The following is a 285-nucleotide window of genomic DNA, read 5'->3' on the forward strand; positions in this document are numbered from 1 at the left end:
GTAATTGATTTAGTGGTGCTGGCTGTTTTGCTATTGCCGCTTACTACCAGTGAAACGCTATATGTACCCAGGCTATCATAAACTACCGTGGCTGAGGGCGATGCTGAGCTGTTCTTTCCATTGCCAAAATCCCAATAGAACTGAGTCGCATCGCTGCTACAGCTTGAACTGAACATGATGGTGCGGCCCACCTTGATAGAGTCTGCTGCAGTCACTACCGTGAAGCATGCCACAGGGGTGCTGCTGCATGAGCTGATATAGACAGCACACAGAGCCACAAAAATC

The 285-nt window shown here is 49.1% G+C and carries 1 protein-coding gene; it reads right to left on the reverse strand.

All coding sequences use genetic code 11. From position 1 onward, the window contains the following. Nucleotides 1-278, reverse strand: a 278-nt coding sequence (locus ACZ3HH_RS29670; protein WP_465810104.1) for a PKD domain-containing protein, incomplete at its 3' end; no start/stop codon positions are given. Between the last annotated feature and the right edge of the window lie 7 nt (nucleotides 279-285).

The sequence above is a fragment of the Pseudomonas sp. PME37.24/025 genome (assembly GCF_055556615.1).